Annotated in this window: 1 protein-coding gene; it reads left to right on the top strand. The window is 67.7% G+C overall.

Annotated elements, in window-relative coordinates; genetic code table 11:
- A partial coding sequence (locus tag PUR71_RS03965; protein WP_329924905.1) for a HAMP domain-containing protein occupies positions 1 to 300 on the top strand: 300 nt, incomplete at both ends.

Here is a 300-nt window from a genome sequence, read left to right as displayed (position 1 = left end):
CGACCTGTCGCAGAAGATCCAGGTGGACGCGCGCGGGGAGATCCTGGAGCTGAAGAACACCATCAACACGATGGTGGACCAGCTGTCGGCCTTCGCGGACGAGGTCACCCGCGTCGCCCGGGACGTCGGCACCGAGGGCAGCCTCGGCGGCCAGGCGAGCGTGCCCGGCGTGTCCGGCAGCTGGAAGGACCTGACCGACACCGTCAACTTCATGGCCTACAACCTCACCGGCCAGGTGCGCAACATCGCCCAGGTGACGACCGCGGTCGCCATGGGCGACCTCTCGCAGAAGAAGATCGG

The sequence above is a fragment of the Streptomyces sp. SP17BM10 genome, assembly GCF_036322405.1.
Lineage (GTDB): Bacteria > Actinomycetota > Actinomycetes > Streptomycetales > Streptomycetaceae > Kitasatospora.
Note: the sequence above shows the minus strand (reverse complement) of the source record. Positions and strands in the feature narration are given on the sequence as shown.